Here is a 23,926-nt window from a genome sequence, read left to right as displayed (position 1 = left end):
ATAAGAGGCTCTGTTGTGTCAAAGCAATTATCTTTTGCCATGGTTGGCGTTATATTGTCTTTAGGTGTGTTTAGTACAGAAGTGATGGCTGACCCGAAACATAGGCATGGTCATCGATATGATCACCATCATGAGCATCACCATCATCATAAACGCAAGCACAAGCACAAGCATAAACATAAGTATAAACATCGTGACGTTATTTATGTGGAGTCTCGACGACCAAGACGCAGTTACTACTACCACGACCGAATTCCTCGTAATAGTACCTACATAAAGATTGGAGATTTCACCTATTTAAAAGTGGATGATCGTTATTATCGTCGCTCCAATGACCGCTATATCCATGTTGAATTCAACTAGAGTGGGAAAGGCAGCATAGCAAGCGTGATAACAGTTTTGAGCCGAGTGGCGACAACACTAAAAACTAGGCGCTCTAAGTCTAGATACCACTGCGATAGAGGTCTAAAAACAAAAACAGCGAGCATTGGCTCGCTGTTTTTGTTTAGGTGAAGACTAGACTGTAAATCGGTTTAATATTTGATCTTGTTTATGTACATCTTCTTGCTGTGCCTGCATAGCATCGTTAGTTCGATTTGCAGATTCGGCGACTTGGGTCGATAGGTCTTTAATATTCACCGTATTGTTGTTGATCTCTTCCGCAACTAAGCTTTGTTCTTCCGCCGCTGAGGCTATTTGTAAGTTCATATCAGAAATACGCTGAATCGCATCACGAATACGTTGTAGCGCGTTGTTTGCCAAGTCTGCTTTTTCTACGGCTTCTACAGCGCTACCCTTGCTTTGATGCATAGCATTTGCCACAGATGATGCGCCAGATTGCAACTGCTCAATCATAGTACGAATTTCTGTTGTTGATTCTTGAGTTCGTTGCGCCAGTGTACGAACTTCATCAGCAACGACGGCGAAGCCTCGGCCAGATTCTCCCGCACGTGCAGCCTCAATCGCGGCATTCAACGCGAGTAAGTTCGTTTGGTCCGCAATATCGTTGATGACTTTTAGAATCGTTTCGATGTTGGCGGTTGCCGATTCAAGCACTTGCACTTCTTCGACAGCAAGGTCAATGCTATCGGAAAGCATATTGATCGTTTGTGTCGATTCACCGACCACAGAAGAGCCCTCAACCGTTGCTTGATCAGCTTCTTTGGCTGCACTTGCTGCGCCTTGCGCATTATTGGCAACTTCAGTCGCGGTAACAGACATTTCGTGCATCGCGGTGGCTAATTGTTCTAGCTCTTGTAGCTGAGTTTGAATAGCACCTGCCGAATCTTTTGCACCCTCAGCGGTGATTTGAGTGCCATTCAAAATTTGATCAGAAATACTCTTCGACTCAATAATTTGCTGTTGCAAGTTTTCCATGAACGTATTGAAGTTTGTAGCAAGCTCTGAGAATTCTTGGTCAGTATCAGTTTCAAGGCGCTGTGTAAGATCGCCTTTCCCTGACGCAACACCTTTAATCGCGTTGTTTAATGTGTCTAGCGGACGCATGAGTGTGCGAATGAGCAGAGTCAGTGCAATAACAGAAGCAATCACGGCAATGATTGAATAAATAATAGCGCTGTTGCGAAGCTCTCCTACGGCAGAGTAGGCGATAGCTTCATCAATAACTGAACCCACGTACCAGTTCTCGCCCGGGATGTGAGTCAAGTTAATCATATAACGATCGCCATCGATCTCAATGTGTTGCGTTGATTGTGTAAGATCGACCTGTGGTAGGTAGCTACCAACTTTTTCACCGTTGTATTTGCTTTGAGGGTGGGCAATGGTTGTCCCATCTGCGGTGACCAAAAATAAGTAACCAGCATTAAACAGATTCACTTGGTTGACGAGGTCAGAAAGGGTAGTTAGTTCGAGGTCATAAAACATACCAGCTAAGAACTGGCCGTTTTCTTTTACAGGTGTACCAACAGAGATGATGACGTTTTTTGAAGACGCATCGACGTATGGGTCTGTTACGACCAAATCGCCTTTGTTTTTAGCTGCGATGAACCAAGGACGTTGACGCGGATCGTAGTCTGGTCCTGCTTCCCAGCCGTCGTCATTTTCAATCACGAAGCCATTGCTTTCATAACCAAAGCCAATCGCAAGAAAGCTGGCTTTTGGTGTTGGTCGCTCTAGAATGTTCTGAACGTAGTTGTGTGAACTTGGATTAAGTTCGATAACTTCAGTAATAGAACGAGCGAGATCCTTTTTAGCATTCATTTCTGATTGCACGGTATTGCCAACACTGGTCAATATCTCATTCACACTCGAGTCAATGTGCTCCTGCGTTTGGGAGCGGATCGTCATAACTTGTTGCGTCGACAGTAGTGACACGGTAATTAGCAGCAAAAATGACGAGGCTGTGACAACCTTATGTCTAAATTTCATGAGCTTTCCTCTGATTCTCCCGGTTGGCTTCACTATGCTTTCACCTCTTTTTAAACGGGCGAATTCGGCATCAAGAGAAACCTATTGTGTTTGGTTATCTTTTTTATCGACATCTTTGTCAAAAACATGAGTCTATTTGTTGTCCCTTTTAACCAAATTTAAACAAAACGGTAAGTTACGACAAAAACCGTGAGTTTGATCAGATTTGTGCGCTCTGTTAATGAAAGCGTCATAATGAAACTAATTGCGTAAAGAATAGTGTTTCAGGTTGGCGTTATTGGTGAGATGAGAGCGACTTAACTGTCGTAAAAGGGGGCGTGATTGGAGCTGTTCGTCGTAAGTTATGAGCCTTTGCTAATTAAGTGATCTGAATAGAGCTGTAGATAGAGGTTTAGACATAAAAAAGGCCCCGACAATGCGGAGCCTTTGTTGATTGATGCTTTGATTTTAGAAAATCAGATGAGCAACACCAGCAATCACAGGTAATGTGATTAGCGTACGCAGAATGAAAATAACGAACAGTTCTACAATGTTTACTGGAATTTTGCTGCCTAGTAGTAGGGCGCCAACTTCTGACATGTAGATAAGCTGAGTTACTGACATTGCTGCAATAACAAAACGTGTCATTTCATTATCAATTGATGCCGCTAAAATTGCCGGGATAAACATATCCGCAAAGCCAACAACAATAGTCTGTGATGCGGCGACAGCTTCTGGAATTTGCAGTAGCTCTAGGTATGGAATGAATGGCTGACCTAGAATTTCAAATACAGGAGTGTACTCTGCAATCACTAATGCCACGGTACCCAGACCCATAACCACAGGCAGTACACCAAACACCATGTCGATTGCGTTATGTACGCCCTCTTTAAATACCGACTGAACAGATGTTACCTGACCCGCGCGCTTAAGTGCTAGATCCATACCCCATGAGAATGTGGTGTGGCCTTCTGGTACGGCGTCAGCATCTTTATCTGGGTTGCTGCCATCAATGTAACGATCTTTCTTCAGGCTTAGCGGCGGTAAGCGAGGAATGATAACCGCAGCGACAATACCTGCTAAACAGATTGCGCCGTAGAAAGGTAGGAACAGATGCTCTAACTGTACCTGAGCGATAACCACTAAGCTAAACGTGATCGATACTGCTGAGAACGTTGTCCCGACAACAGCGGCTTCACGCTGAGTATAGAATTTATTTTCGTACTGTTTGCTGGTTAGCAAGATACCAACACTGCCGTCGCCTAACCAAGACGCCATACAGTCAATTGCGCTACGGCCAGGCAGGTTGAATACCGGGCGCATTATTTTACTCAGTAACGCGCCAAACAGCTCAAGAAGACCAAAGTTCAGAAGAAGCGGAAGGAGTAGGCCCGCAAAAATGAACACCGCAAACAAAGTTGGTAGAAGACCGGTAAGAACAAGGCCACCTGTATTTTCTTCCCAAATCGCTTTTGGACCCACTTGGAAGAATGTCATTAATACGGCTGCACCGCCGATTAAGCGAACAACAAGCCATAGTGGCGATGGATTGAAAAGACCGTTTAAAAATCCATTACGTAAAATCGCTGCAGGCTTGAAAATTTTGCAAAGAACAGAAGCGACTGCCATGAAAGCGATGATACTGGTGACGATAGCGATCAAGGTATCGCCTAATACTGCCGGGATGACTTTTGCCATAACCGCAACAGGGATAGTTAGGCCGCCATCGTATGAGATCGGAGCCATAAAGAGTAGAAGACCGATTAGGGAAGGGATGAAAAACATCCAAAAGTTGCCCTTAGGAGCTTCAGTAGCATTAGTGGTGTTATGCATAGTTGTCTCGTGTTACTACTAGTCAATACTTGCCATTTCCATGACATAAATATTCACTAAACATCCGTATTTAATCACAGTTTTGCGGAGGGTACCCGCAAACTGCATCCATTGCAATACTATTCATTAAATACATCTAGTTATTCAGCCGATTTGTCGGGTAATTGGTCAAATAACGTATAAGTGTATACGAATATGTTGCTTGTGTTAGAAAATTGTAGCACGGAGCGCGGGCAGCGCAGAGAATTATGGGGCGCATTGTGACTGGAATAATAAAACGCTAAACAAATGTGACTTTGATCTAACTAACTTTTTGCCGGAAGCCCTGTTAGCCCTAGCTGTTATAAGGTTTTTTTAGCTGCGTTACAACACGATAAAACGTTTATTATGATGTGCAGCGGTGAGAGAGTTGAGCTATAACCGATTGAAGCATTCGGCCTCAATCGGTTCGAGATTTTATGCTTTTTGTTGGCGACTAAGCACGTAAAGGTAACTCCAGTAGATCAGAGCCGTAGCGAAAGTCAATATTGCAGGGAAAACGAGCGTATATAATCCATATACCACGAATAGTGCGGCTCCTGCGACACCGCCCAGCAAGAATCCGAAGAAAATGAATAGGAATAGCTTTGCTTTACGTCGATCAAATTGACGACCTCTTAAGCTTTCTCCAATCATAATCCCCAGATCGGTGATGATTCCAGTCATATGTGTGGTTCTGACTACTGCGCCGCTGAATGTAGTGATCATTGCGTTTTGTAATCCACATGCTGCTGACGCTAGATATTGGCCGTACAAATCCCCTTGCACCAAAAAGCCCAAACTGAGTAGGAGCAAGCTCCCTTCTATGCACAGTGCAACACCATATCTTCGCCCTAGTTTTAACGCACTGCTCTCAATAAAAAAGCCGCTAAAGGCAGCACCGATCAAAAAGCTAAATACGATGAAGAGCAGGTGAATGGAGCTATCCACACCTTTTAGCAAGCTGTTCCCTAGCTGAGTTACGGTTCCCGAAAGATGTGTTATCGCTTGATGTTGAAAGCCGAGAAGACCAACGGCATTGACGCAGCCCGCGAGAAGGGCAAGTAGAAACGCGCCATATTCCACCCAACGAGGAAGTCTGGAAATCACAATAAAACCCCACCAAATGTTAGGAGCCGATTATAACGCTCACACCGCGTTACGAAACCCCTTACAGTAAAACTCGGTTGATCATTCTCAAAAAAATCTCATTTATCGAGCTTTTGCGTTGACCATGATAACGACATAGAGGGGGATTTCCCCTACCTGATGTGTTCCATTGTACATTCGAAACTCACCCATCCATGTTTCCTCTGCTCATAGATGGAAACCGTTGGTTGGTGGAACTCTTTATCAGTAAAAAGACCGACGGGAATGATCATGATTTCAGGAAATGTAGAGACCAATAAGCGCATTGTCGTGCCGCAAGAAGGGCAAAACTCATACTGAACCTCGCTGCCATCATCCCCCATTCGCGTATAGCAGGTGACCTCACCGTTTAAAGTTACGTGCTCTTTATCAAAGCGAGCCTGTACCCCAAACACACTGCCTGTCCGCTTTTGGCATTCAAAACAATGGCAGACAGACGTACGGATGGGTTCTCCCTTACAACGGAGCTCAACTAAACCGCAAGCGCATTCGCATGTATGAATGGTTGTTGTCATCGTGATTACCTATTCTTCCCAATACACCAATGAATTTGGAACACTGAGAGCAGTGTCAGTGGCCAGTTATGAACTCTGGGCTTGAAAATCATTTGGATACAGTCAGTTTAGTTTAATTTTGAAACACTGAAGGGATGAAATCATTTGGGTATACAATGCTATACTCGCTTTTTCATTTATACCTTTAAACAAGGAAGTCTTCATGGCTCACAAAAGAATCCTGCCGATACCACTTATTCTTCTTATTCCGACCGTATTATTGGTCGTGGTTGTGATCGCGGGTGTTTATCGCTTTAGTTTGTCTGATGAAGAGATCATGGCTAAGTTCCCTCAAACGGAAGTAGAAACCAATGTTATTGTGCAAGAGACGCTGGGAATTACTTCACGCAACCCATGGACGATTCAAGTACCAGAGCAGGGAGCGGTCACTTTTCTTGATGAGTGGGATAAAGAAAACGGCTATTTGATAGGTGATTATGACGCAGGTGCGACAAAAGGTCAGGTACTCGTTCCAACTGCGTTTATTAGTCAGCGTGAGATTGAGGGTGTTTCATGGATTACTGCACCGATGATTGTAACGACACAAGGTAGCGGTTCGTTTAACTATGTTGGCTTGTTTAAGTTTGACCCCGTGCCGAGCCGAGTTGTCCTTTTAGACAGTATTTTTGTCGGTGACCGCGTTAAATTTACCCAAATTACATGGGAAAGTGATGCCATTATCGCGCTTTCATATTTAGCGCATGGTGACGATCAAGCAATGGCAGATACGCCAAATCAATTAAATTCATCCACATTAAAGCGTGTAGGGAATAACTTACATATGCAACAGTGATGAATTTTTTTTGAGTTCTGTAAAAATTCAGTGTTTTCTGCGCTAGATCTCGAAATTTCATAGTGATTTCTTATACGGGAATGCATAAGCTATGAGCCTTGTTTGAAAGGAGATAGTAATTCCCGTGTCTACAAATGAAATTACAAGACGGTTGCCGAATCTGACAAGTCGTAGAGCGCTGCTGTTATACTCCTTGCCAGTTTTAGTTGCGATTGGTGTTTCTCACTCTCTCAAAGAGTCATCTTTAACCAAAACCATCGCATTGAACCTGCCTGAATCTCAGGTCGTTGAAAAAATTCTTGATGCGACAACTGCCGAAGTTGTCACTCCCCCGAACTTCGAATATCAAATCCAAGCAGGTGACAACCTAAGCACTATTTTTAGCCAGCTCGGTTTCGGTTACAGCTCGTTAATGAAAGTAATGGAAACGGATTTGAACTACCTTGCACTTGATACACTAAAGCCGGGCAACACGCTCCGCTTTTGGCGTGATGATGCGACAGGCGAGTTAGAGAAAATGGAACTGCAATTTTCTATTGCAGATAAAGTGGTCTACCAACTAAATAGTGATGGTAGCTATGACTTTACCGATATCTCGATTCCTGGCGTGTGGCGCCAAGAACCATTGGTTGGTGTTATTCAAGGCAGTTTCTCTTCTTCTGCAAGTCGATTAGGTCTAACGTCGGCAGAAGTGAGTCAAGTTGTGAGCTTACTCAAAGAGCAGCTCAACTTTGGGCGTGATCTTCGTGCAGGTGATCGATTTGAAGTCGTTCGTCGTTCGCAAAGCATCAATGGTATACCAACGGGCAAGAACGAAATTGAGGCGATTAAGATTTACAATCGCGGACGTGAAATCACAGCTTACCTTCATACCGATGGTCAATTCTACAATGCTAAAGGCGAGAGCTTGCAGCGCGCATTCCAGCGTTATCCTGTAAGTAGCCGTTGGCGTATCAGTTCTGGCTTCAATCCTAATCGCTTACATCCAGTAACGGGGCGTGTCGCGCCACACAACGGTACTGACTTTGCCGTACCAACCGGTACTCCAGTCGTTTCTACTGGTGACGGTACAGTGATCATGACTCGTAAACACCCTTATGCGGGTAACTACGTGGTTGTTGAGCACGGCAGCAAATACAAAACCCGTTACTTACACCTAAGTAAGATTCTGGTGAAGAAAGGGCAAAAGGTTTCTCGAGGCCAGCGTATCGGTCTTTCCGGCAAAACAGGTCGAGTGACAGGGCCACACCTTCACTATGAATTGATTGAATACGGCCGTCCAGTTAACGCTATGCGAGCAAACATCCCAATGGCGAGCTCTGTTCCTAAGAAAGAGATGGCAACCTTTGTCGCGAACAGAGATGAAATGGATAAGCTATTACGCGATAAAGAGAAAGCAGTGCTGTAACAAAGTACTTCGCTCAAAAAATAAAAAGAGACTAAGCATAGCTTGGTCTCTTTTACTTTGTGCATTTACTAGATTTACATTCCATGACCGTCGCTTGTTTAGAGCTCTTAGGCGCTCCGCACTTCACGTTCATTTATCAGGTGTACGATTTCATCAACACTGTGTGGGCGAGAGTAGAAATAGCCTTGAATGTAGTGGCAGCCCATTTCAATTAATTTTTGTAATGCTCTATCGTCTTCTACGCCTTCGGCAATCAAATCCACATCAAGCAGTTCTGCCAATTGCGCTATCAAAAACACCACTTGTTCAGAGGTTGTATTTGAGAGCATGTTTTGAACGAAGGTTGCATCGATTTTAATGCTATCAATCGGATAATTGTGTATATAGTTCAAGCTTGAGTAGCCCGTACCAAAATCATCCAACGCGACTTTAAAGCCTAAGTACCGCAATGAGTTAAGTACCATTTGTTCACGGCCACTTTGCGAAAGTAAAACGGTCTCGGTGAGCTCTATAACAAAGTCTTTTGCTTCATGCTGATACTTTTCAACCATGTTAGTTAGGTGGTTAATATAGCGGTTAGAGTCGACCAGCTCATACGCAGAGCAATTGATAGAGAGTTTGACTTTGTATCCTAAGTTGGCTTCTAGCTCTTGTTTTGCGATACATGCGAGTTCAATAATACGTTCACCCAACTCGATAATCAGGCCTGATTGTTCGGCAGCTTCAATGAATTCCGCAGGGGAGATGTTTCCGTAAACATTGCTGTTCCAGCGGGCTAGGATTTCAAAGTAATTCCAGCGATCGCTTGTGATATCTACGATTGGCTGAACAACGACATACAACTCTTCGCTATCATGTATGTCAGCGCTAAGTTGAATGCGCATAGCTTCAATAAGCTGCGTTCTACGGTGATAAAGGGCGCTAAGGTGTGTGTCGTAATGCTGAATTCGTGTATCGCGATGTTTTTTACAGTCTTTGAGAGCGAGACTGGCATTCAAAATTAGCTCATCGCTGTTCAACATATGTACTGGTGCGCGCGCGATACCAATACTAACAGTGAAAGAAATTCGGTTAGATTTGTCGCTGTAGCCGCTTTCAATTTTGTCGAGTACTTCCTGACACACGGCGACAGGATCTTCGTCGTAAGTAATGAAGGCGAATTCATCTCCTGCTACACGAAAAGCGTTGTTTGGCGATGACAAGCTTTGTTGAATGGCGTTCGCCGTAAACTTAATGATTTGGTCGCCGATGTAGTTTCCGTTGATATCATTGATCGATTTAAAGTTATCGATGTCTAGGTAAGCCAAACTGAATGGACGAGTGGCCTGTTGCGTCAATGTCTCCAAGGTATCAGCTAAGCAGCTACGGTTGAGCAGTCCAGTTAGGTTATCATGCGATACTTCATAGCTAAGCTGATTAAGAAGCTTATCTGAACGTTCACTGACCCACTTTTCACGTAAGCTGTGAATAATGACATTGGCATAAAAGCGGTGGAAGTCGAGGATATCTTGCGCTTCCTTAGCGTGGATGCTTCGGGTAAAGGTGGACAATAAAATTCCCAGAACCTCGCCATTTTGTGTCTTTAATGGCAGACCAATGTAAGCTTGAATACCATCCTCTTGAAACATCTGATCTTCAGGAAAGCGTTTGTAAACTTGGTCCTGATAGAAAATATGTTCGCCAATGTCTTTTGCCACTTTTTCACAGGGGGTGCCTGAAAGGTGGTAGCTTAGATTGTCTGTAATTTTTCCATTGCTAGCGAAGGAGATGGTATGAGCCGAATGTTGAAGATGCGCAACTTCTACAACGCAAGTGCAATGGCTCTGCAATTGTTGATGAATATCTAACGTGACTCGGTTTAGCTGAGCCGTGCCGTTTAGCTTCAATATTTCATCAATTTTGTGGAAACTGATTTGTACCTGACCCATTGAGCATTTCACCTAGCGTTGTGATTACCATATCGTGTGAGACACGAAGAATTATTATTTGATATGCATCAAATAAACTATCGGTTACTAAGGCGAATTTTTCAAATTTTGTGAACGAACAAATCATTATTTTCATGTTTTTATGCTTGAACCTCATCGATATATAGCGCTAGAAATTCAAGCTAAGCACGCTTCTCCTCTTCTAATCGCGATTTGAGATAATCGAGGAACAGCTTAGTTCGGGTATGCTGATAATCCAGCTTTGGATAGTAGGCATATACAGTGGCTTTATCCGCTGTGATATCGGGCAAGATAGGCACTAACGCGCCGGATTTGAGATCATCTTTGATCATGACGTTATTCGTCATCAGAATACCCATGCCTCTTTTGGCACCATGAAACAGCGCTTCTGGGTTGGTCGTGGCAAAGTTACCGGACAAGCTGATACGTTTGCCTCGATTGGTTTTGATTTCTCGTGAGGGCTTTTCACCCCAAATCAGGACATTATGCTCTGTCAGATCCTCAACGCATTGTGGGGTGCCATATTTTTTTAGGTAACTAGGCGCGGCGTAAAACTGGGCTTTATGTTCGAAAAGTGCGGTGGCTTTGAAACTTAGCGAGTTCAGTTGCTCTAATTCCCGGCTAATAAACAGGTCTAAGCTTAGCTCTGGCAATTGGCCCGGTAGCGTTGTCGTTAATTGAAGCGTGATGTCTGGATATTTCTCAAGAAAATCGTCTAGGTAATGCACCAAAAACTTAGAACCAACCGCCAGTGTCGCGCCAATTTTCAATAACCCCGCTGGTGATTGATTGACTGAGCGAGTTTCATCTAATACTGATTGCCATGAATCCAACTGATTTTTTGCTCGTTGATAAAACAGCGCACCAGCTTCGGTTTGGCTAATAGAGCGGGTCGTGCGTTTAAGTAGCTGAACGCCAATTTTATCTTCTAGCCATTGAACTCGTTTACTGATAGCTGAGCTGGTGGTATTGAGTTTCCGCGCTGCAGCATTAAAGCTACCTTCTTCGACCACACGAATATAACTCTTCACGCTTTGAATCCAGTCCATTGTGTCTCCTTGGGAATTAATTCCTTTCCAACTTAGCTGATTATCATCTTTGAGTATCAAATATACACTGTTTGCCATCAATCTGTCACAAAGTAGGAGGAACGTTTGCGTAAAACACCATTGTTATTAGCGATGATGATCATTGCCACAGGCCAAGTTGGCGTTAGTATTTATCTTCCTTCTTTGCCTTTGATTGGTCATGACTTGAATTTGCCGCAACATTCGATTCAGAACCTCGTCACACTATTTCTCGTTGGCTTCGGTATCTCTCAGCTGTTTTATGGCCCATTGTCTGATGCGATTGGTCGTCGACCAGTATTTATTCTGGGCCAAAGTGTGTACCTAGTTGGTACGGTTATGTGTATCGCTTTTTCGGACAACATTATTGCTCTTGAAGCGGGGCGGTTACTTCAAGGTTTGGGAGCGGGCAGTGCCTCGGTGCTTGGTCGCTCCGTATTGCGTGACAGTTATGACGGTATGCAATTAACCAAAGCGCTATCTTATATTTCAGTAACTGCTTCTGTGATGCCAATTATTGCTCCACTGTTTGGTGGCTGGATTGCTTTTCACCTGAGCTGGCATGCTGTCTTTGTGTTTGTGCTGATTTACTTAATGGCAATTTTTACGCTTGGTTTATTGGTGCTGCCAGAAACGCTGCCTTACCCGAAGCGAAAATTTAAAGTAGGCCAGGTGAGTGCAAATTATTTGCGCCTGTTAACGAATACTCAAGTGATTGGTAGTGCGAGCTACAACTGGCTTAGTTATTTATCGGCTCTGGTCACGCTTTCCTTGTATCCATTTTTAATGCAACAAGAGTTAGGCTTAACGGCGGCAGATTACGGTTCTTTGATGATCATACCGTCAGTTGGTTTGCTGACGGGTAGCTTGGTGCTTAATTTGATCAACGCTCGTTACAAAGCTCAGCAAATCTTGCTGATGAGTTTCGCGATTGTTGCTATTGCTGGCTTCATGTTGTTGGTTACACCCTTCAGTGTATTTTCATTACTAGTGGCATTTACGTGTTTAAGTTTTGCCCAAGGCATGTCGTTTCCGGTATCAATTAGTTTGTTGCTGTCGCCACATAAGCAACAGGCCGGAGCGGTTTCTGCGCTATCTGGATCAATTCAAATGTGTTTAGCCGGGTTGTTTGGCGGATACTTGGTAGATTCTTGGGTCACGAATCAAAACCAGCTTGGGGTGTTTTATTTGTTTATTGCGTTACTTTCTTGCTGTGTGCTGGCATTGAGTCAATTTCGTAAAGTACCCAAAGGGACGATTCAAGTAGAAACTTCCACCTGAATATACTTGCAACGAAAGAGGCAGCTTTCTAAAATGCGCTGCTAAATTAAGTCAGGATCATTGTGTATATTGAATGACTCAGTTTGAGAGGAAGAGGGCAATGCCTGATGCTCCTCTCAAGCTTGGGGATACATTTCTGCCCAAATGACTATCCGATCTCTAATCGTTAGGTGAAAGAATGCAACAAAACGAATTTGAAACACTGGTAAAAGAAATTACTCAGCAAGAAAGCATGCCAAAGGCACTCGAAGTCTTGAAGGCGTGTGAGGAAGAAGAAGTTGCACAAGCGGCACAATCCCTAACGGGTCAGTTTGGTCTTGCAGAAGTTGATGGCGAGAAACGTATTTACCATATTACCACTCAAGAAGACGAGTCCGGAGAAGAGCAAGAATACGTGGAGCACGTCATGAATGAAGGCGATCACTTGATCAAATTTGCTGCGTGGTTCTTTGAAACATTCTTTGAAATCAAACAGAAAGATACGTACGTCGCAGCGGGTAAAACATACCAGCAACCTAAGCGATAGGCGCCCGTTTAGAAAAAGTAATCAGAACTAACCTGAAAGTTAATTACAAAATAAATGTGACGCCAGTCTTGTTTTTATCTAATTGTGGTGTAAAATTACAACATAGTTAAGTCAATACATTCAGGAGAAGGTCATGGGTAACGAACTTGGTGGTGCTTATATTGGCCAGATGATTGCAAAAGACGCGATGCACAAAGCGCTTTACGGTAAAGCGAAGAAGAAAAAAGCTTCTGTTTTTGCTCGTGTTATGAAAAAACTGGCGAAATAATTTAAAAAGCCCTGATTGAAGAATCAGGGCTTTTTGCTTTTATCTGTCTTGTTTTTAGTGGCAGCCTACATATTGAACAACATTGGTAAACCACTACTCAAAGACGGATGGCATTTGAATCAAACGCTAAGCGGATTGGCTTGGTATCTCCACGACATTATTAGGCACTTTATCTAGCCCCTTTGCTGCTAACCACTTTTCTAAATCGTCAGCGCCTCCAACATACTTTCCATCCAACCAGATCTGCGGCACTGTTACCGGCGTTTTTTCTCCAATGATGGCTTTTACTTCGGGGATCATGCGATACAAAGCGGCGCTGTCTTTAACCACGTCATGATACTCGTATTGAACACCAGCATCGTCAAGTAGTTGTTTCGCTTTGACACAGTAAGGGCAGGTGGCTTTACCATAAACAATGTTGCCTTTTAGCTCATCGCGTTTGACCCATTCAGCGATAACTGATTGCACAAGCACGCCCCGGTTTAGCGCTTCTCCTTGGCTGACCACTTTTCCTTCGACAATAAGAATCGGAGCATGCCAGGCCCCTGCTTTTAATGGTTCCCACCAATGTGATAACCAATCTTTTACTTCCAGTTCAACGGGGACATCAGCGAGTTCGTTTTTAAAAGTATCCGTCAAAATATCTTTAGTTAACGTACATTCACCACAAGGAATATTGACTTTGAATGGACCCCAACTACCAGCCCAGCGGTACAGTGTAATTTTGATTGGTTGACTCATATGGTGTTCCTCATTTCCTTTCCTGAAAATATAGAACCTTGAAATTAGACTTTTCTTTCAACTAGCTTTGTCTTTTTCGCTTCCCAGTGTGTAATAAACGCAATGGAGGCAATAATAATCGCGGCGCCTAGCCATAAACGACCAGGTGGTACCCAGCCAAACACCAACCAGCCAGCAACGACATTCAAAGGCAGTTTTGCGTGATCAAATGGTTGCACAAACGAGGCGTCTGCTACTGCATATGCTTTAACGATAGCCCATTGAGCGAGTGCAGTAAGCGCGCCTGCGGCTAAAAGTACGCCCCATATCGTCCAGGTATTTGGCATAGTAAATGTCGGTATTGCCAATAAGATATTAAACGGCGTTATCAGCAGTAATAAATAGACAACCATGGTTGAGGGCGGATCGTTGACCGACATTTTCTTTACCATCAGAGAATACGCTGCCCAGAAAAATGCGGCGCCAACAGGAAGCAGGGTCGCCCATGTAAATGAATCTGCCCACGGCTCAAGAATGATCATAGCACCAACGAACCCTGTTAATGTCGCTAACCAGCGTGCAGTACCTACTTTCTCTTTGAGTAACAAGCCAGATCCAACCGTTGCAAATAATGGAGAGGTCATCAGCAGCGCAATGCCTTGCCAAATCGGAACTGGATAAGCGAGTGCCCAAAGCCAAAGCTGAATCCCGATAACAGAGAGAAAAATACGGAAGGTATGCCAACCAAAGTGTTGGGTTCTTAGTGAGCGTCTAATTCCAAGTGTACGCAGATAGGGCAGAATGACAAATAAGGCAATAGCGTATTGGAATAATGCGAATGTGGTGGAAGAGACACCAAAGTTGATGCTAGCAATTTGGGCGAAGCTGTTCACTATGGCGAATGCCAAGCCAGCTGTTAGCATCCAGGACGCACCTTGAACAGGATGATGATTCAATTGAAAAATTCCAGTTTGATAGAGGTGGCGGGATCATACGTCCTATTGTTTTTCGCGCCAATAAAAAAATGCCTCCCAGAGGGAGGCGACATTACCAATTCAAAGGACGTGCCTGTTATAACAGGTACAAAGAACGAGAAGCACAAACGCTGCCATGCATTTGCATAATTGGTATTGCAGAACGCGTGCCAGTTTTTATCTATTTGATTTTAATTGTCTTTTTTATTTTAGTTCGGTTGGCTATTAGGAGAAATGCACTAACTTAGTGACAAATCGCATTAAAAGAGGGCAGAGGCAGGAGTCACTACGCTCGTTTTTCATTGCAGAGCGACGTTTGGATAGTGTGAAAACTTATTGAGTTATGTTGGGTTACACAAAAAATGGCCAGCAAGCATGCTGGCCAAGTGGACTCGCTCTTAGGACAAGAGTGAATTAGAAATCGTAACGTACGCCTAGGCGCAGTGTATCTTCGCCTTCTGTTACTAGACCTGTTGTTGCATCTTTTGCTTCATCAAGTTGGTTGATGTAGTAAGACAGGTAAGTACGGAAGTTGCTGTTTAGTTTGTAGTAACCAACAAGCTCGATACCTTCAACGGTGTCGTACTTTGAACCGTTGTCTGGATCATTCTCTTGAGCTGTGTATAGCGCAGCAAGTGTCACTTTGCTCGCTACTTTGTAGCTTGCGACTAGCTCGTAAGCCGTAAAGTCTTCAGCGTCAGTCAATGAACCTTGAGAGTAAGTACCTGCTAGGTAAAGGTTATCCATCGAGTAAGCGATACCACCTAGAATTTGATCTTCAGAGTTGTCTTTATCTACGTCGCCACCAGAATATGCAAGACCGAGGTCTAGGCCCATTGGCAGTGAGTACATTCCAGAGATGCCGTATTTATCTTCGTTATCACTAGAGTTTGCTTGGTAGGTTGCTTGCAGTTGTAGCGCATCAAACGCACCACGGTATGCGAAAACGCTGTCTTGCTTATCAGAAGAGGAATCGATAACTTGCTGAACACCAGAGAATTCTGTGATATCCGTCATGTCAGAGATGATGACTGCAGCCATGTCTTGACGACCTACAGAGAAAGCACCGATATCAGAGTCGACGCCTGCATACATGTAGCGGTTTTTGAATTCACTCTTGCCCGTTTTTTGTTCGGCTTCGTAAACACCGAAAGCAGAAAGGCCGTTGCCGATGTCTGTTTTACCTTTTAGGTTAAGACGAGCACGGCTTTTATCTTCCATGGAACCTTCAACTTCAGCACCGTCTGAACCGATGAAGTCACCACGAAACTCAACGCGGCCGCCAACTTTTAATTCAGTACCGTCGTTTTTGTATACAGTTGCTGCGAATGATGGTGCTGATACCAATGCTGTAAGAATTGCAGTAGTTAGTGCTGCCTTTTTCATTTTCTTATTACCCTAGTTGTAATCGATGGGCTTTCTTGCCCGATGTGTTGATGACGCTAAGGTAAAGGCTGAAAATGAAAGATAGATTTCTGTTAAGTTATGATTTGATTGCACTTTTATTGCTGGAAAGAATAAGTTCCCCTTCTCATACCACTTATAAAAAGAAAGGTTTATCTTTTTTGAGGTTTTTTCCTCTCCGTTAAAGACTGTGTTTTTTTCAAAAAGTTCCTGAATTGCTTCTTGACCCTAAATGTAAGTAAACATTTCAATTTGGCAGGGAAGTTTGGCCTAAAAATAGCGAATCATCAGCTATTTGTGAGCTAACTCTCTCTAAAGCATTTCTTATTGTAAGGTTTTTATTTCTCGATTTCTTAAAGACTAAGTAAACGATTGCTTTTTAGGTTTTGTCTGAGATCTTTTCACTCGGTTGTCAGGAACTAATCAAATAAAGTGTCGGCAGTTGTTACACAAAGGTAAAAGTAATCTGGTGGAAACGATGCCTCGGATAGCCTTTGTATTCCTCTCTTTGTTCATCATTTCGTTTTTACGAAAGTGAACCAAAGCCGGGTCTAAAACTGACTAACCAACTAATAAGTAATGGATTTAGAAATGAATAAAAAATTATTAGCAGCGGCAATCGCGGCAGCAACCTTCGGTACTCAAGCAGTTGCAGTGGAACTATATAATAACGATGGCACAACATTTTCGATGGGCGGCCACGTTTCTGTTAATTTAAATGGATCAGAGCAAGGTGACACGGATGTGGGTACTAACTCTCCTCGTATCAATATCTCTGCGACACAGGATTTGGGTAATGGCTTCACCGCAGACGCACGTGGTGAATGGGCGCTAAACTACTTAGACGGTGGTGAAGAGTCGTTTAAAACTCGTCTAGGTTACTTAGGTATAACACATGAGGTTTATGGTCGTGCAGTAGGTGGTACGCAATGGTCACCTTACTACGATGTCGCAGGTATTGCAGATATGCCAATCGCGTTTGCCAACGACTTCATCTATGACGATCATGGAAACCTTGGCACTGGCCGTGCGGATAAAATGCTTTCTTACCGTAATGCCATCGAGCTGGGTGAAGCGGGTGTGATCAACTTTGGTCTTGGTTGGCAGGGTGCAAACGATGATTACACGCGCAACGATGCTGGAGTTATAACTGGCGGTGCTAAATACGATGACCGTGTGCAAGCTGCGCTTTCTTACTCAATCATGGGCGCTAAAATCGGTTACTCTTACAATGGCGGTGATTTCCAGCACCCTGCATATGCAGGTAAGCACACGGCGGAATCACACGTTGTATCAGCATCTTACGGTGCGTACGGCCAAGGCCTATTCCTTGCTGCAGTTTATGGTTCAAACGAAAACATGAACTTCAGTGCAAAAGGTGACCGTTTAGAAGAAAGTGATGCGTACGAGGCGATCATCGCATACGCTCTAGCGAACAGTTTAAACTTGAGCGTTAACTACGAGATGGTTGAAGGTAAAGAGTTCAAAAACTCTAAAACAGAAACCGCTCGTGAGGAAATGGCACTGCAGGCAGAGTACAACTTCACGCCTAAATTTGTTGGTTACGCGGGTTACCAGTTTGACCTAAATGATGACTATGGTCGTGAAACTGATGACAAATGGGCGATAGGTGCTCGTTACTACCTATAATAGGATTTAGCGAGAACAATCATTCATCCTTATTGATTTAAAGCCAGCCTCGTGCTGGCTTTTTTGTCTATTTGTTTTGCAAATACCGTGATGTTTCAATTAGATGATACAAAACTCAAAACGGGGTGAATGTCTTATTTTTCACACTAGAGGATGGTATTTAGTGTCGTTAAGTCAATAGGTTAGATTATGATGAGGTTTTTGTTTTGAAGGGAAGAGCGATGAGCGTTATTCAAGTTGAAGAAAAGAAAGTAGAAGTGGGTAAAGTACTTTGTGTTGGGCGAAATTACGTTGAACATATTCATGAGCTTGATAATGCGATACCTGAGCAAATGGTGGTATTTAATAAACCCGCGACTTCCGTATCGACGACTCTGCGTTCATTTCATCAAGAGCCTCTTCATTACGAGGCTGAAATCTGTTTTCTGATCAAAGATGGACGTTATTCAGCGGTCGGTTTGGGATTGGATCTGACCAAGCGCGGTTTGCAGTCTTCACTTAAACAACAAGGGTTGCCCTGGGAGCGTGCTAAAGCGTTTGATGGCTCCGCAGTGTTTAGTCGATTTGTCTCTTTGGATAACATTGATATTAATGATCTTAACCTAGAGCTCTTGATTAACTGCGTTCGTGTACAAAAAGGTCACGTTAACCAGATGCTCTATCCGCCGCTAACCATTTTGGATGAATTAACGAGTTACACAACACTTCAAGATGGCGATGTGGTAATGACCGGCACACCAAAAGGAGTTGGTGAGGTGCATCAAGGTGACATCTTCCTTGGACGATTAAAGTGTGGTGATGTCACCTTGTTGGAGATTGAGTGGGTGGCGAATTAAAGCCAAATTCGCAGAACGAGAAATACCACCATGCTGATCACCGTCGTTAAAAGAACATTTTTAGTAAAGTACGCGATTAACGCAGCCAGCAAGGCAGCCAATAAAAATGGGTTGTGCACATTCACGCTGAGTGCTCCATCGGGAATGAAAACGATAGGCGCCCAGAACGCAGTGAGTACCGCAGGGCTGGCGTAGTTGAGCACTTTTTGTGTACGTGTCCCTAATCGCAGTGGTAGCTTGGGTTCTAAAAACAAGTAGCGGCTGGTGAAAACAAGTCCCGTCATCAGTAAAATAGACAACATGATCATTAGTGTTTCTCCTGTACTTGTTCCACAAAGTAGCCTGTAAGCATGGCTAAAATGCTCGAAATCATCAAACTTCCTTCCACTTGGTAATAGGTTAGGGCGACCGAGCTCACTAATGCCACGACAACACTCGCGAGCACCGCCATATTTTTAATAGTCGGAACTACAATTGCGATAAAAGTCGCGGCCACAGCAAATTCCAATCCCATTTCGTTCAGTTCAGGGAGCAGGCTTCCCGCAATAATGCCCGTCAATGTCGCGATATTCCAAAACAGGTAAAAACTCAAACCAGCCCCAAGCGCATACCAGCGATTAAATTGTTTATCGGAATGATGACCTACAATCGCAAACAGCTCATCAGTGAGTAAGAATCCGAGTGATAACCGCCATTTAAGAGGAAGTGGTGCAATTTTACTGCGCATCGATACACTGTAGAGGAAGTGTCGAGAGGTGATAAAAAACGTTGTTAGTAACATGGTTACTAGACCTGCCCCCGATTTAATCATCCCCATCGCGACGAGCTGCGCGGAACCTGCGAACAGAATGGCGGATAGTGCTTGTCCTTCCAAAGGGTGAAGCCCAGTATCAATCGCGAATGAGCCTGCGAGTAAACCCCAAGGTAACACCGCGATACTCAGTGGCATCATCGCAAGTGTGCCTTGCCAAAATAGCGCAGCTTTTGATTCTTCTTTTAACAGCAAAGTGTGGTCCATAGTTTATTCTTAGTTGTTCCAAAATCAGGCTATCAAGGTAACGTGGTAGCGGCATAACGCCTTGTACAATATTGCTCTTTAGCTGTGACGAATGTATTGACCGGGCGTGACGCCCATGGCTTTTTTAAAGTGTCGATGCAGGTGGCTTTGATCATGGAAGCCACATTCTTGCGCTACATCTGAAATTTTTTGTCCAAGTTTGAGCAACTTCTTCGCCATTCGTAAACGTTGTTGAATTTGATAAGCATGGGGAGGGAAGCCAAACTGTTTTTGAAACTCTCTTAGCAAATGAAAAGGGCTTAACCCAGCCAGTTTTGCGAGCTCTTCTAGCGAGACGTCCGTTTGCGGGAAGTCTTCCAAAAACTCTTTGACCAGCTGTATTTGTCGCTGAGCTCTGGTTGATTCTTTGAGCGGTGCCCGGTGGGTGCTGTGTTTGCTGGCTAGTTTGATCAACGTGCCGTAAATCAAAGTTTCTCGTAGTAGTCGGTTGTCTGATTTTTCTAGCGTTTCAAACACCAATCGCAACTGATTTGCTAGTTCAGGATCATAAACCACAGGTTGAGGGAAATAGGGCAGCGCGACATTTGGTGAACCAAGCTCTTGCCCTAAGGTCTGAAACTGCTGTGGTACGGGGTACATTGCTTTGTATTCCCAACCGCCTTCTGAGGCCGAATGCCCGTTGTGTACTTCATCGGCATTAACAAGGATGATGCTGTCCTGTGGCGCGATATGATTTCCGCCTGTTCGAAAGAACTGCTGTGCTCCCTTCTCGATGACGCCAATAGTGTAACCCTCGTGACTATGGCGTGAGAAATTCTGCTTCTCGTACTTTGCATCGAGAAGTTCTAAACCGCCGAGCTCTTGAGCTATCTTGAAGGTAGCGATTTCCTTATTCTTTTCTTTCATCTTTATCCGGTCTGCTCAAGAAAATCATCTTAGAAGTGTAACGGATCCATCGTGCTTATTTTTGTACAAAATTGCTATTCGATTTTTATAAATAGGCGAATTGATTGTTATTTTTCGTACTAGCAAACTATGATTTTTATTTTCTGAATTATCTTGGTGATTTTGGGCTGGCTGTTGTCATTTTGTTGGTATAACATTCGCCGCTTTGTTGTAGAAAAAGCGGTTCCATCATGATTGATTTATCTGTACTTCCTGTTTATCTCACCGCAGTAGTGGCTTTGTTGCTGTTACCAGGGCCCGATATGTTGCTTATCGCGAGCTCTAGTATGAGTTACGGTAAGAAGGTCGGTCTGTTTGCTAGCTTAGGCAATGCGACGTCTGGTGTTATTCTTACTTTGCTTGCTGCAATGGGAGTATCTACCCTGATTGCAATGAGCCCAATCGCCCTTAAAGTCCTTCATCTCTTAGGTGGCGCTTACTTGTTAAAAATGGGTTGGGACTGCTTACGAGCTGAGGCATCTTCGGCTCCAGAGCTTGATGGTCAAAACAAAATGGCGTCAACTTATTATCAACGTGCTTTGATGAGTAATTTGCTTAACCCTAAAGCGTTGGTATTTTTTGTGATGTTTTTGCCGCAGTTTGTCTCAAGCAATATTACAGCGTCTTCTGGTGAGCAGATGCTAGCACTAGGGTTATTGTTAAACGTCCTTGGCTTGTCATTCAATTTATTACTTGTTGGGCTGGCAGGCACATTGGGTAAGGGGCTGCTCGAGAACGAAAAATTCCGCACGTATCAACATAAACTAATGGGTTTAGTGTTCGTTATTCTCGCGTTGTGGATGCTGAGCAGTTTCGCCTTGTAAAGTTATCATATTCCACCAGAAAGCCAGCAATTGCTGGCTTTTTGTTTTAGGATATTGATGTTTCCTAAGGAGAGGATGTATGAAGCTTGAATTTTGTTTAAATCCAGATCAAACAGACCTTGATTCTGTTCGTGAAGGTATTCGATCTTATAACCGACTGCATTTGCCTGAAGGGGAAGTGCATGCTGTAGGTTGTTTCGCAAAAGATGAGAATGGCAAGATCATGGGTGGTCTGACTGGCGAAATGTTTAAAAACACGGTGTTTGTTGAGTTTTTGTGGGTAGATGCTGAAAGTCGGACATCTGGTATCGGTAGCCAGTTAATGTCAATGTTAGAAGAAAAAGTAAAGCCTCACGGGGTTACCCATGTTTATTTGGATACCTACAGCTTCCAAGCTCTCGAATTCTATCTCAAATTGGGTTTTGAAAAAGTAGGGCAGTACTCAGGCTATCCTGCAGAGGGCATCCACAAGTACTTTCTACAAAAGGAAATTGTAAGCTAGGGAAAAGCACTGGTTAGCTTGACTTGTTCTAGTCAAAATCAAAAAAAGAGGCGCGAATTTGCGCCTCTTATCGTATCAGATGTCTCTGCTTCTCTTTGACTTACAAACTTGTCTGATGCGCGTCGATAAGTTCGTTCATCTTCGCCTCTGCCGCTTGCTGTGCTTGTGCATAGCTCATATCCGCAGGGAAAAGGTTGATGACTTCGTAGTAACATTTTAGTTTTGGCTCAGTACCCGAAGGGCGAACAATCACACGAGACTGATCTTCTAGGTGATAAATCAATACGTCACTTGCTGGTAAGTCAATGGATTCTTCTGAGCCGTCATCAAACATGCGAACTGATGTTTTTAGATCTTCAGTTACCGCGACTTTTTTACCAGCAATCTCTGTTGGTGGGTTTGCACGGAGCTTGTCGCCGATTGGTGGAGAGTTCGGGTCGAGAGCGATACTGCGCTGCGCGTTAAAGTAGAAACCGTGCTCGCGGTACAGTTCTTCCAGTTTATCCCATAGTGTTGTGCCTTGAGCTTTAAGTTTACCTGTTAGCTGGGCAAATGCGACGATTGCAGATAAACCATCTTTATCCCACACCTTGTTACCCACGGTATAACCGAGCGCTTCTTCATAAGCAAACAAGAATGGATTGGCTTCAGTCTCTTGCTCCATGGCAACGTTAGTAAGCCATTTGAAGCCTGTTAACGTTTGGTAGTATTGGGCGCCATGGGCTTTGGCAATGCTACTCAGCATTCTCGACGATACGATGGTGTTGCCAACCAGAGCGTTAGGTTGCTGTTCTAGCAAGTAATCGCCAAACAGTGAACCCACTTGGTCGCCGGTTAACATTTGGTATTCGCCATCTGGGCGTTTGACCGCCACTGCAAAACGGTCGGCATCTGGATCGTTGGCACAAGCGATATCAGCATCTACGGACTTACCTAACGCCATCACCATATCCATTGCTCCCGCTTCTTCAGGGTTTGGGAAGTTGACGGTTGGGAAGCTACCATCAGGTTCGCGCTGTTCCTTAACACTTGCCACTTTTTTGAAGCCAGCGTCTGCGAGGAGCGTTTCCGCCATATTCGCCCCAACGCCATGCATCGCAGTGTAAGCGATAGAAATATCGGTGTTGTTGTCAGGAGTAAGCAGCGCGTTTTCGTTCATCGTTTTACGGTAAGTTTGGTAGTAGTCGTCTTCCAACCAAACTAACAAACCGTGTTGTTTTGCATCATCGAGAGACATTAAAGGTAATGGCTTCGTTGTTGCGTCATCAATTTTCGCTGCGATTCCAGAGTCGTGTGGAGGAATGATTTGTGCGCCATTCTCCCAATATACTTTAAAGCCATTGTACTCTGGTGGATTGTGGCTAGCGGTAACAACAACAGCGGCCGCAGCATTCAATGTTCGGACACCAAACGCAACAATTGGGGTTGCTGCAACATCGTACGTTAGGTAAACCTTGATACCAAGGGCTGTCAGTACGGACGCGGTATCATGCGCGAATTGTTTCGAATCAGGACGACCGTCGTAGCCAATAACGACACCACGACTTGCGGCATCTTTGACTTGCTCTAGCAAATAGTTTCCTAGGCCAGTGGCTGTCTCTTGAATCACCAAACGGTTCATTCGGTTTGGACCTGCGCCCACTTTGCCGCGTAACCCCGCTGTACCAAAGGCAAGGCGCGATCCAAAGCGATCAGTAAGCTCTTGTTCATTATTTGTATCGACGAGGTATTGTAGCTCTTCGCGAGTCTTAGGATCAGGGTCTCGTTCTAGCCATTGAGTAATTAGTGCTGTCATATCAATCATTCCTTAGTAGGGGGCGCCTACTTTCTTGGACACTTC

Annotated in this window: 23 protein-coding genes; 10 read left to right on the top strand and 13 right to left on the bottom strand. The window is 44.0% G+C overall.

The features are described from left to right. Window positions 1-15: 15 nt before the first annotated feature. Complete coding sequence (locus FKN16_RS10745) at window positions 16-363, top strand: hypothetical protein (protein ID WP_082244876.1); 348 nt, start codon at window positions 16-18, stop codon at window positions 361-363. Between the two features lie 153 nt (window positions 364-516). Here the strand turns inward: FKN16_RS10745 and FKN16_RS10740 are convergent, their stop codons facing one another. From FKN16_RS10740 to FKN16_RS10725, 4 genes are all read right to left on the bottom strand, one after another. Then, window positions 517-2,388: a methyl-accepting chemotaxis protein gene (locus tag FKN16_RS10740; RefSeq protein ID WP_170902663.1), complete on the bottom strand. Its 1,872-nt coding sequence runs from the start codon at window positions 2,386-2,388 to the stop codon at window positions 517-519. A gap of 447 nt (window positions 2,389-2,835) precedes the next feature. Next, complete coding sequence (locus tag FKN16_RS10735) at window positions 2,836-4,200, bottom strand: YjiH family protein (RefSeq protein ID WP_041853121.1); 1,365 nt, start codon at window positions 4,198-4,200, stop codon at window positions 2,836-2,838. 456 nt (window positions 4,201-4,656) lie between these two features. Further along, the gene (locus FKN16_RS10730) at window positions 4,657-5,328 is read right to left on the bottom strand and encodes a YoaK family protein (RefSeq protein WP_170902662.1); all 672 of its coding nucleotides are present in this window, start codon (window positions 5,326-5,328) and stop codon (window positions 4,657-4,659) included. Window positions 5,329-5,480: 152 nt separating this feature from the next. Continuing rightward, window positions 5,481-5,882, bottom strand: coding sequence for a GFA family protein (locus tag FKN16_RS10725; RefSeq protein ID WP_012842460.1), 402 nt, complete (start codon window positions 5,880-5,882; stop codon window positions 5,481-5,483). Window positions 5,883-6,084: 202 nt separating this feature from the next. Between FKN16_RS10725 and FKN16_RS10720 the strand changes: the two genes are divergently transcribed. Further along, entirely contained in the window at window positions 6,085-6,714 is a 630-nt protein-coding gene (locus tag FKN16_RS10720) for a hypothetical protein (protein ID WP_170902661.1), read from the top strand. A gap of 124 nt (window positions 6,715-6,838) precedes the next feature. After that, on the top strand, window positions 6,839-8,122 hold the full coding sequence (locus FKN16_RS10715; protein WP_145472100.1) for a peptidoglycan DD-metalloendopeptidase family protein: 1,284 nt from the start codon (window positions 6,839-6,841) through the stop codon (window positions 8,120-8,122). Between the two features lie 107 nt (window positions 8,123-8,229). Here the strand turns inward: FKN16_RS10715 and FKN16_RS10710 are convergent, their stop codons facing one another. Together FKN16_RS10710 and FKN16_RS10705 are read right to left on the bottom strand one after the other, a co-directional pair. Beyond that, complete coding sequence (locus tag FKN16_RS10710; RefSeq protein ID WP_006742077.1) at window positions 8,230-10,050, bottom strand: GGDEF domain-containing phosphodiesterase; 1,821 nt, start codon at window positions 10,048-10,050, stop codon at window positions 8,230-8,232. A gap of 182 nt (window positions 10,051-10,232) precedes the next feature. Next, window positions 10,233-11,120, bottom strand: a complete 888-nt coding sequence (locus tag FKN16_RS10705; RefSeq protein ID WP_005391202.1) for a LysR family transcriptional regulator — start codon at window positions 11,118-11,120, stop codon at window positions 10,233-10,235. Between the two features lie 105 nt (window positions 11,121-11,225). Here FKN16_RS10705 and FKN16_RS10700 point away from each other — a divergent pair, with 105 nt between their 5' ends. From FKN16_RS10700 to FKN16_RS24795, 3 genes are all read left to right on the top strand, one after another. Continuing rightward, window positions 11,226-12,419: a multidrug effflux MFS transporter gene (locus tag FKN16_RS10700; protein ID WP_065645770.1), complete on the top strand. Its 1,194-nt coding sequence runs from the start codon at window positions 11,226-11,228 to the stop codon at window positions 12,417-12,419. 178 nt (window positions 12,420-12,597) lie between these two features. Beyond that, a complete protein-coding gene (locus tag FKN16_RS10695; RefSeq protein ID WP_005391198.1) occupies window positions 12,598-12,945 on the top strand; it encodes a hypothetical protein in 348 nt (115 codons plus the stop codon). 133 nt (window positions 12,946-13,078) lie between these two features. Then, window positions 13,079-13,213 (top strand): hypothetical protein, encoded by a 135-nt coding sequence (locus FKN16_RS24795; RefSeq protein WP_005391196.1) that lies wholly within the window; start codon window positions 13,079-13,081, stop codon window positions 13,211-13,213. A gap of 126 nt (window positions 13,214-13,339) precedes the next feature. Here the strand turns inward: FKN16_RS24795 and FKN16_RS10690 are convergent, their stop codons facing one another. The 3 genes from FKN16_RS10690 to FKN16_RS10680 all read right to left on the bottom strand — a co-directional run bounded on the left by FKN16_RS10690 (window position 13,340) and on the right by FKN16_RS10680 (window position 16,293). Further along, window positions 13,340-13,954, bottom strand: a complete 615-nt coding sequence (locus FKN16_RS10690; protein WP_053809571.1) for a glutaredoxin — start codon at window positions 13,952-13,954, stop codon at window positions 13,340-13,342. A 44-nt stretch (window positions 13,955-13,998) separates the two neighbouring features. Beyond that, window positions 13,999-14,856: a DMT family transporter gene (locus tag FKN16_RS10685; RefSeq protein WP_170902660.1), complete on the bottom strand. Its 858-nt coding sequence runs from the start codon at window positions 14,854-14,856 to the stop codon at window positions 13,999-14,001. Window positions 14,857-15,321: 465 nt separating this feature from the next. Continuing rightward, window positions 15,322-16,293 (bottom strand): porin, encoded by a 972-nt coding sequence (locus FKN16_RS10680; RefSeq protein ID WP_170902659.1) that lies wholly within the window; start codon window positions 16,291-16,293, stop codon window positions 15,322-15,324. A 609-nt stretch (window positions 16,294-16,902) separates the two neighbouring features. Between FKN16_RS10680 and FKN16_RS10675 the strand changes: the two genes are divergently transcribed. Continuing rightward, window positions 16,903-17,961, top strand: a complete 1,059-nt coding sequence (locus FKN16_RS10675; RefSeq protein ID WP_170902658.1) for a porin — start codon at window positions 16,903-16,905, stop codon at window positions 17,959-17,961. A gap of 221 nt (window positions 17,962-18,182) precedes the next feature. After that, the gene (locus tag FKN16_RS10670) at window positions 18,183-18,797 is read left to right on the top strand and encodes a fumarylacetoacetate hydrolase family protein (RefSeq protein WP_005391187.1); all 615 of its coding nucleotides are present in this window, start codon (window positions 18,183-18,185) and stop codon (window positions 18,795-18,797) included. Here the strand turns inward: FKN16_RS10670 and FKN16_RS10665 are convergent. From FKN16_RS10665 to FKN16_RS10655, 3 genes are all read right to left on the bottom strand, one after another. Further along, window positions 18,794-19,105 (bottom strand): AzlD domain-containing protein, encoded by a 312-nt coding sequence (locus tag FKN16_RS10665; protein ID WP_170902657.1) that lies wholly within the window; start codon window positions 19,103-19,105, stop codon window positions 18,794-18,796. The genes FKN16_RS10670 and FKN16_RS10665 overlap by 4 nt on opposite strands. Then, window positions 19,105-19,815, bottom strand: a complete 711-nt coding sequence (locus tag FKN16_RS10660; RefSeq protein ID WP_170902656.1) for an AzlC family ABC transporter permease — start codon at window positions 19,813-19,815, stop codon at window positions 19,105-19,107. The genes FKN16_RS10665 and FKN16_RS10660 overlap by 1 nt, the downstream gene beginning before the upstream one ends. Window positions 19,816-19,893: 78 nt before the next feature. After that, window positions 19,894-20,721 carry an AraC family transcriptional regulator gene (locus tag FKN16_RS10655; protein WP_170902655.1) on the bottom strand — a complete coding sequence of 276 codons (828 nt, stop codon included), beginning with the start codon at window positions 20,719-20,721 and terminating at the stop codon, window positions 19,894-19,896. Window positions 20,722-20,951: 230 nt separating this feature from the next. Between FKN16_RS10655 and FKN16_RS10650 the strand changes: the two genes are divergently transcribed. Together FKN16_RS10650 and FKN16_RS10645 are read left to right on the top strand one after the other, a co-directional pair. Further along, window positions 20,952-21,584 (top strand): LysE family translocator, encoded by a 633-nt coding sequence (locus FKN16_RS10650; RefSeq protein ID WP_005375522.1) that lies wholly within the window; start codon window positions 20,952-20,954, stop codon window positions 21,582-21,584. Between the two features lie 79 nt (window positions 21,585-21,663). After that, window positions 21,664-22,086: a GNAT family N-acetyltransferase gene (locus FKN16_RS10645; RefSeq protein ID WP_053809566.1), complete on the top strand. Its 423-nt coding sequence runs from the start codon at window positions 21,664-21,666 to the stop codon at window positions 22,084-22,086. Between the two features lie 100 nt (window positions 22,087-22,186). Here the strand turns inward: FKN16_RS10645 and FKN16_RS10640 are convergent, their stop codons facing one another. Then, window positions 22,187-23,881 carry a phospho-sugar mutase gene (locus FKN16_RS10640; RefSeq protein WP_170902654.1) on the bottom strand — a complete coding sequence of 565 codons (1,695 nt, stop codon included), beginning with the start codon at window positions 23,879-23,881 and terminating at the stop codon, window positions 22,187-22,189. Window positions 23,882-23,926 lie beyond the last annotated feature (45 nt).

The sequence above is a fragment of the Vibrio sp. 11-4(1) genome, from assembly GCF_013048625.1.
Lineage (GTDB): Bacteria > Pseudomonadota > Gammaproteobacteria > Enterobacterales > Vibrionaceae > Vibrio > Vibrio diabolicus.
Note: the sequence above shows the minus strand (reverse complement) of the source record. Positions and strands in the feature narration are given on the sequence as shown.